Genomic DNA, 5,764 nt, shown 5'->3' with positions numbered 1-5,764 from the left:
GGGTGATCCGGTGGTGGGGCGGATGGTGGCGTTCCGTGATCGGTTGCGGGTGAGTGCGGCGGATCGGGCGTTGTACGAGGGGGTGAAGCGGGAGTTGGCGGGGCGGGAGTGGGAGTGCTTGGAGGGGTATGCGGAGGCGAAGTCGGGGGTGGTGGCGGAGATCCTGGGTCGGGCGGGTGGTGGGGTGTGCTCTTAGGGTGGGGGTATGCCGAGGATCGCCACTGCCGAGATCGTGTCTCGTGAGGGTTTGTTGGAGTTCGTGCGGCCGCGTCATCGTGCGTTGTTGGTGACGCGGCGGGTGGGTGACGGGGTGCAGGTGTCGCCGGTGACGTGTGGGGTGGACGGGGAGGGTCGGGTGGTGGTGTCGACCTATCCGGGGCGGGCGAAGGTGCGCAATGCGCGTCGTGACGAGCGGGTGTCGTTGTGCGTGTTGTCGGATGAGTGGGATGGGCCGTGGGTGCAGGTGGACGGGCGGGCGGAGGTGTTGGATCTGCCGGGGGCGTTGGAGCCGTTGGTGGAGTACTTCCGGTGCATCGCGGGTGAGCACCCGGATTGGGAGGAGTACCGGGCGGCGATGGTGCGGCAGGGGAAGGTGTTGATCCGGGTGTCGGTGGATCGGTGGGGTCCGGTGGCGACGGGTGGTTTTCCGCCGGGGGTTGTGGCGGGGTGATGGGGTGCGGGCGGTCCGGTGGGCCGCCCGCTTTGGTGTCGCCCTCTTACCCGCTTGCCTCTCCCCTGTGTTCTGTCTCCCTGGGTTGTCAGGTGGTGGCCCAGGTGCCGCCCCAGCCGGTGGGGTTTTCGAGGATGGCGAAGGTGTTGCCGTCGGGGTCGGTGAGGGCGGCGACGGTGCCTGTGGGGACCGGGGTGGGGGCGATGAGGGTGGTGCCGCCGAGTTGTTCGGCGTCGTGGGTGGTTCGGGTGGCGTCGGGGACGGCGTAGTAGCGGGTCCAGCCGCCTTGGGCGGTGGTGAGGCGTCCTGCGACGGGGCGCGGGGTGTCGCCGGTGGTGTCGTAGAGGGTGAAGTCGGCGTCGGGGTGGCGGGTGGTCCAGCCGAGTTCGGTGGTCCAGTGGTGGTCGTCGGTGGGGCCGTGGTGTTCGACCCAGCAGGGTTCGCCGGGGCGGGGTGGGGGTGCCCAGGGGCCGTGGAGGACTCGGCCTTGGTCGATGGCGGCGCCGTGGTGGAGGTCGCGGGGGGTGGTGCCGGCGAAGATGATGCGGGTGCCGGTGTCGCCGGGGTGGATGCGGGTGGCGAGGCGGTCGCCGATCCAGCCGGTGAAGGCGCCGTCGGGTTCGGCGATGAGGATCCAGCCGAGGAGGGCGGCGTAGAACTCGGCGACGGGTTGGGGGTCGGGGGTGGCGAGTTCGATGCGGCGCAGGCCTCGCGAGGGGTGGTGTGTTCCGGGCACGGCGGGTGGTGTTTCCCCTCGGGAGGTGGGGTGGGTCAGGGGTGTGCCCCATCCTCCGCAGCGGCCAGGTGGGTGGACAATGCTCCGTTCGGCGGCTTCGGTTGGGCCGCGAGGACGGTGGTGAGGGGTGTGGGGCGGCCGAGGTGGAAGCCTTGGCCGACGCGGACGCCGAGGCGGGTGAGGACGTCGACCTGGGCGGGGCGTTCGACCCATTCGGCCACGGCGGAGAGGCCGAGGCCGCGGGCGATTTCGATGATGCCGGAGACGAGGACGGCGTCGGTGGAGCGTTCGTCGATGTTGCGGACGAATTCGCCGTCGATCTTGATGCCGGTGATGGGGAGGTGTTTGAGGTGGACGAAGGAGCCGAAGCCGGAGCCGAAGTCGTCGAGGGTGATGCGGCAGCCGAAGGCGCGGAGTTGCAGGGCGAGGGCGCGGGCGGCGTCGAGGTTGGTGACGGCGGCGGTTTCGGTGATTTCGAGGCCGAGTCGGCCGGGTGCGACGCCGGCGCCGGCGAGGCGGTCGAGGACGAAGCCGGCGAAGTCCTCGTCTTCGAGGGTGCGGCCGGAGACGTTGACGTTGAAGCGGAGTTCGGGGTCGGGGTGGGTGACGAGGGCGTCGATGGCGGTGGAGAGGACCCAGCGGTCGATGTCGAGGACGAGGTCGCTGCGTTCGGCTTCGGGGAGGAATTCGGCGGGGCCGAGTGGGGGTTGTTGGCCGTCGTCGAGGCGGAGGAGGAGTTCGTGGCCGAGGGTGCGTCCGGTGGCGAGGTGGACCATGGGCATGGCGTGGAGTTCGAGGCCGCCGCGGTCGAGGGCGGTGCGGAGGCGGTCGAGGACGGAGACGCGTTTGGCGGTGTCGGCGTAGTGGCCGGGTTCGTAGACGGTGACGCGGTTGCGGCCGGCGGCTTTGGAGGCGTAGAGGGCGAGGTCGGCGTTGGCGAGGACGAGTTCCCAGGTGTCGCCGGGGCCGTATTGGGCGACGCCGGTGGAGACGGTGATGCGGGAGGCGGCGCCGACGAGGGGCAGGGCGGCGACGGCGTCGCGGAGGGTGTCGGCGGTGTGGGCGGCCCGGGTGAGGTCGTGGTCGGGTAGGACGACGGCGAATTCGTCGCCGCCGAGGCGGCCGATGAGCTGGGTGGGGTCGAGGCGGGAGCGCAGGGCGGTGGCGAGGGTTTTCATGAGGCGGTCGCCGACGGCGTGTCCGCGCAGGTCGTTGACGTCTTTGAAGTTGTCGAGGTCGAGCAGGAGCATGGCGCCGGAGCCGCCGGTGGCGAGTCGGCGTTCGAGTTCGCGGGTGACGGCGCGGCGGTTGGCGAGGCCGGTGAGGGGGTCTTGTTCGGCGAGGGCGAGGAGTTCGTCGTGGACGCGGCGGGCGCGGGTGATGTCGTGGGCGGTGCCCAGGACGCGCAGGGGTGTGCCGTCGGTGTCGGTTTCGACTTCGCCGAAGCACTCGAACCAGCGTTCGGTGGTGTGGTCGGCGAGGGTCATGCGGTGGGTGTAGGTGAAGCCGGCGCCGGTGCGCATGGCTTCGGCGAGGGTGTTCTGGATCATGGTTCGGTCCTGGGGGTGGACCAGGGCGGTGTAGGTGTCGAAGTCGAGGGTGGTGCCGGGTGGGAAGCCGAAGAGGGCGAGGAGGGTGTCGGACCAGATGACGCGGTCTTCGGGGACGCGCCATTCCCAGGTGCCCATGCGGCCGAGGACCTGGGCGCGGCGGAGGGCGTCGGCTTCGTGGGTGGCTTCGAGTTCGCGGTCGCGCCAGGCGGTGACGTCGGCGACGCGGTAGAGGAGTCGGCCGTCGCCGAGGGGGTGGCAGGCGACTTCGAGCCAGCGGTGGCCTTGCCAGTAGGCGCTGGGGGTGAGCAGGGCGATGCCGGCGCGGGGGCCTTCGGGGGTGCCGGGCAGCAGGGTGGGCAGGGAGCTGCCGGGTGCCTGGTCGGCGGGTATGCCGAGGAATTCGGCCAGTGCGGGGTTGACCCAGGTCAGAGCCCCGTGGGGGTCGGTCACGCCGAACCCCACGTCGGCCCGGTCGAGCACCTCGCGGTGCAACGCGCCGTCGCCGTCCACGCGTTCCTCCTCGCCACCCCGGGCGTCATGATGGTGGAGATCACCTGGCGCGGGCAAGCCGGTGTCGGGCGGTGCGGGGCGGCCGGGTGATCTCGGGTCGGGTGTTGCCGGGGCGGGTGCGCCCGGGTCGGGTGGTCCGGAGGTGGGTGGTCCGGGGTCTGGTGGTTGCGGCCTGGGTGTCGGCGGCGCGGGTGGCGGGGTGGTCAGCGCAGGCGCTCCAGGCCTCGGGCGGTGTGGACGAGTTCGTCGGCGAGTCGGCGCAGTTCGGCGCGGGCGGCGCCGTCGGCGGCGGCGGTGGCGACGTCCTCGGCGGCGCAGCGCAGTTGGAACAGCCGGTCCTGCAGGTCGGCGAGTTCGCCGGCGGAGAGCACGACGGCGTCCTCGGGCAGGCCGCCGCGTTGGACGGCGGCGCGGCGTTCGTAGGCGCGTTGGCGGCAGGGTTGGGCGCAGTAGCGGCGGGGACGGCCGATCCGGCTGCTGTCGGGCAGGCGTCGCCCGCACCAGGCGCAGTGCCTGGCTTCTTCCCGGCGTCCCGCGACTGCCTCGGTCACCAGCTCCATGGCGGGCGACGGTATCCCGCTACCCACCGGTCACCGCAACGCCACGCCGCCAGGGCAGACTCTGCCGTTGTGACCTCGATCCACCCGTACCTGACCGGACCGCACCCGCGCGCCTACGCCCACCGGGGTTGGCACCTGGACGAGCTGGCCGGGATGGAGAACTCGCTGTCGGCGTTCACCAGGGCCTTCCGGGAGGGGTTCCGGTACCTGGAGACCGATGTGCACGCCACGTCGGACGGTGTGGTGGTGGTGCACCACGACTCGGTGCTGGACCGCACGACCGATCGGGTGGGTGCGGTGGCGGCGCTGCCGTGGTCGGTGGTGTCGGGGGCGCGGGTGGGTGGCCGTGAGCCGGTCTCGCGGCTGGAGGACGTGTTGGAGGAGCTGCCGGAGGCGCTGTTCAACATCGACGTGAAGTCCGACGCGGCGGTGGAGCCGGTGCTGGGGGTGTTGCGGCGGGCGGGGGCGTTGGGCCGGGTGTGCCTGGCGTCGTTCTCCGATCGGCGGTTGGCGCGGTTGCGGCGGTTGGGCGGGCCGGGGTTGTTGACGTCGATGGGGCCGCGCAACGTGGGGGCGTTGTGGGCGTCGGGTCGGTTGCGGGTGGCGGGCCTGCCGGTGCGGGGCATGGTCGCGCAGGTGCCGGCGGTGCAGGGCCGGTTGCGGGTGGTCGACGGGCGGTTCGTGCGGGCGGCGCACCGGCGGGGGCTGGAGGTGCACGTGTGGACCATCGACGAGGAGCCGGTGATGCGGGAGCTGCTGGACCTGGGGGTGGACGGGTTGGTGACGGACCGGCCGGACCGGTTGCGGGACGTGCTGGTGTCGCGGGGCGCCTGGACCGGCTGACCTCGCGGGCCGGGGGCCCGGCTCCCCCGCGGGGCACGGGGCCCGTAGGCCCCGGTCCCCCGTTCGGGCGCCTCTCCCCCGCGTCGTGACCCGCCCGGGTTGTCCGGCGGGCGCACGGCGGAAGTCCGGAAGGCAACAGGTTGGTGGTGATCACCACCAACGGGGGAACCACCGGCTACAGTCCGCCCCCATGAGCGTGGCCGACAGCACCACCCCCGCGGTGGACCGCAAGCGTGAACAACGCGGCTGGACCTGGTACGACTGGGCGAACTCGGTGTTCCCCACCTCCGTGGCCCTGGTGTTCCTCTCCGGTTACCTCACCGCGGTGGCCAAAGAGGCGGCCATGGCCGACACCGCCCGCAACGGGGCCGCCGCGTGCGCCGAGTCGGCGTTGCGCGCCTGCGACATCAGCCTGTTCGGCCTGTACTTCCCGGCCGGGTCGCTGTGGGGCTACCTGCTGTCGGTGTCCACCGTGGTGCAGGTGCTGGTGCTGCCGATCATGGGCGCGATCGCCGACCGGACCCAGAACAAGCGCCGGATGCTGGGCGCGCTGGCCTTCGCCGGGTCGACCGCGACCGTCGCGCTGGCCCTGGTCTCCGGCGACAACTGGCACCTCGGCGTGGCGCTGTTCATCCTGGGCAACATCTGCTACGGCGCCTCGGTGGTGGTGTACTACGCCTTCCTGCCCGAGATCGCCGACCCCGACGAGCGCGACGCGGTCTCCGCCCGGGGCTGGGCGTTCGGCTACCTGGGCGGCGGCATCGCCCTGGCGGTGCACCTGGCCCTGTTCATCGGCCACGACGCGATCGGCCTGTCCGAGTCCGCGGCGGTGCGCGTCGCGTTCGTGCTGTCGGGCCTGTGGTGGGCCGGGTTCACCCTCATCCCCCTGGCC

General features: G+C 72.3%; 7 protein-coding genes. 4 read left to right on the top strand and 3 right to left on the bottom strand.

Annotated features, from left to right (window positions below):
- Window positions 1–196: GrpB family protein (locus ACFV4N_RS38725; protein WP_499677658.1), on the top strand; the 196-nt coding region annotated here is incomplete at its 5' end.
- 9 nt (window positions 197–205) lie between these two features.
- Window positions 206–670, top strand: a complete 465-nt coding sequence (locus ACFV4N_RS38720) for a PPOX class F420-dependent oxidoreductase (RefSeq protein WP_499677657.1) — start codon at window positions 206–208, stop codon at window positions 668–670.
- Between the two features lie 88 nt (window positions 671–758).
- Here the strand turns inward: ACFV4N_RS38720 and ACFV4N_RS38715 are convergent, their stop codons facing one another.
- The 3 genes from ACFV4N_RS38715 to ACFV4N_RS38705 form a co-directional block, all read right to left on the bottom strand.
- A complete protein-coding gene (locus tag ACFV4N_RS38715) occupies window positions 759–1,406 on the bottom strand; it encodes a VOC family protein (protein ID WP_499677656.1) in 648 nt (215 codons plus the stop codon).
- Between the two features lie 35 nt (window positions 1,407–1,441).
- A complete protein-coding gene (locus tag ACFV4N_RS38710) occupies window positions 1,442–3,469 on the bottom strand; it encodes a putative bifunctional diguanylate cyclase/phosphodiesterase (RefSeq protein ID WP_499677655.1) in 2,028 nt (675 codons plus the stop codon).
- Window positions 3,470–3,672: 203 nt separating this feature from the next.
- A complete protein-coding gene (locus tag ACFV4N_RS38705) occupies window positions 3,673–4,029 on the bottom strand; it encodes a hypothetical protein (protein ID WP_344037065.1) in 357 nt (118 codons plus the stop codon).
- A 69-nt stretch (window positions 4,030–4,098) separates the two neighbouring features.
- On the opposite strand from ACFV4N_RS38705, the gene ACFV4N_RS38700 reads away from it, so the two are divergent.
- Window positions 4,099–4,872, top strand: coding sequence for a glycerophosphodiester phosphodiesterase family protein (locus ACFV4N_RS38700; RefSeq protein ID WP_499677654.1), 774 nt, complete (start codon window positions 4,099–4,101; stop codon window positions 4,870–4,872).
- A 190-nt stretch (window positions 4,873–5,062) separates the two neighbouring features.
- A partial coding sequence (locus ACFV4N_RS38695; RefSeq protein ID WP_499677653.1) for an MFS transporter occupies window positions 5,063–5,764 on the top strand: 702 nt, incomplete at its 3' end.

It is taken from the genome of Actinosynnema sp. NPDC059797 (assembly GCF_042732085.1).
Taxonomy (GTDB): Bacteria; Actinomycetota; Actinomycetes; order Mycobacteriales; family Pseudonocardiaceae; genus Actinosynnema.
The sequence above is the reverse complement of the archived record's forward strand: the minus strand, read 5'-3'. Positions and strand labels throughout refer to the sequence as shown.